Origin of the sequence: Streptomyces violaceorubidus, from assembly GCF_000717995.1 — a bacterium.
GTDB classification, from domain to species: domain Bacteria; phylum Actinomycetota; class Actinomycetes; order Streptomycetales; family Streptomycetaceae; genus Streptomyces; species Streptomyces violaceorubidus.
Window position 1 is genome coordinate 1 of sequence record NZ_JODM01000094.1, and the last position, 1,898, is coordinate 1,898.

A 1,898-nucleotide genomic window follows, 5' to 3' on the forward strand; every position below is an offset into this window, starting at 1 on the left:
CTCCGGCCCCATCAGCATCACGGGCCCGAGATCAACACCGGCCGAGGCAAGCAGGGAAACAGCCGTCTGCTCCGCGTCCGACAGCCCCTGCGGCTCCTCCCCGGACAGGCCGGAGACGGCCTGCCACTCCGCGTCCGACAGCCCCTGCGGCTCCTCTCCCGGCTCGTCGGCAAGGGCCCGCCCCTTCCCCTTGTCCACGGCGCCACCGCCCTCACCGGCGGTAAAGGTGCCGAGCGCCGACACCAGTCCGGTCCCCTCGGGACGGTCCGGATCCCTGTCCGGGACGGCGTCAGCCGGGGCGTTTTCCGGCACCGTGCGGGACGTGTCGCGGACCGTGGCCAGGACGTACCGCGAACCGCGCCGGAACAGAGTGACCGTCCCGGCGGGACCCGGCTCGGCGGGCCGGTAGCTCCGGTGGGTCCCGTCCTCGTCCACGACGACGATCTCGGCACCGAAGCTGTCGGCGGCGACCTGGGCCGCGGTGGCTGCAGTCGCCTCGTTCCAGTGGGCGCCCAGGAAGAGCTGGGCCTTGATCAGGTCGCGTCGCTGGCGCGGGCTGAGGTCCAGCCCGTCGGGCAGCCGGCCGCCGCTGGTCCGGTACTGCTCCCGCTGCTCCTCGGTCAGCCGGCCCGGCGTGAACCCGGGGGGCGCCGTGCGGCGGGCCCCGGGTGCCGAGTCGACGCCCGCCCACAGCAGGACCTCGTACGGGAAGGGGGTGTCGGGGTCGAGTACGGCGCCCTCGGGCAGCCGCCGGCCGACGACCCGGCTGACCGGGTTGATCTCACGCGGCGCGAAGCGCCGGGCCAGCGCGGCCCAGAAACCGTTGCCGTTACTGTCCCTGCCGCTGCCGCTGCCGTTGTCGCGGCTGGCGTCGTTGTCGTCCTGCGGCGGTGTCAGCGTGTACTCGGTGCCGTCGGGGCCGGTCAGCAGGTCGCGGCCGCGGAGCGTGAAGCCGGTGCCGTCCTGCTCGCGGGGCGGCACCGGCAGGGCGGGTCCGGGCTCGGGTCCCGCCGCGTCCCCGGCCTCTTCGGGACCGGTGGGCGGGTAAGCCGGATCCGGTTCCGGCATCCGGTCCGCCGAAGGCACCCGCCCCGGGAGAACCGCCCGGTCCGGGTCCGGGGAGACTGCCTGGTCCGGGGGGATCACCTGGTCCGAGTGGCCGGGGAGCGGGGTGGAGAAGTCGTCGGGCTCGGCGGGAGCGAAGTGGGCGCCGGTCCGCCGCAGGACGACGTGCGGCTGGTCGGGGACCGTGCCGTGCGCGCCGTACTCCTCGACCTGCCCGGTGCCGTCCACGACGCTCACCCGCATGTCCAGGAGGTTCGCCGCGAGAGCGGGAAGCAGTTCGGCCGTGGTGGACTGCCAGGCCAGACGGTAGTCGGTGGCCGGCCGCCGCAGCAGTTCGGCGGCGAGTGCGGCGCTCTGCTCCGACGACAGCCGAAGCCCGGAGGGAAGCCGGCCGGTCCGGTCGAACTCCCGCTCCTGCGGGCTGCCCGGCTCGAAGTGGATCCCGGCCCGCCGCAGCTCGCCGGGGCTGACGGTGCCGAAGGACAGCGAGTCGAGGCCGTCCGTCAGCTCCCGGGTGCCCTCCGTGCCGAGCCGCTCCGTGAAGAAGGACCGCAGTTCGGCCGCCGCCTCCCCGACCTGCGCGGCCGGAAGGTCACCGAACAGCCGCGGATGCCCGGCATGCGGGAGCGCCTGGGCGAGGGAGCGGAAGAAGGACTCCTGGTGACCGGGGCTGTCGTCGGCCTGGACGGAGACCGTCGTGACCGGCGTGGGGCCGGACGTCTGGCCCTGATCCTCGCTTTGGCCGGGCGGGCCGTCCCCGGAGCGCCGGGCGGCACGCAGGGTGCGCAGGTGTTCCTCGGAGAGCCGGCCGGTGAGGGCGGGGTCGGCGAGGA

The 1,898-nt window shown here is 75.1% G+C and carries 1 protein-coding gene; it reads right to left on the bottom strand.

Going from position 1 to position 1,898, the window contains the following annotated elements; translation table 11 throughout:
* Positions 1 to 1,898 (bottom strand): hypothetical protein (locus tag IE94_RS36595; protein ID WP_037924647.1); only part of this gene is annotated, 1,898 nt, incomplete at both ends.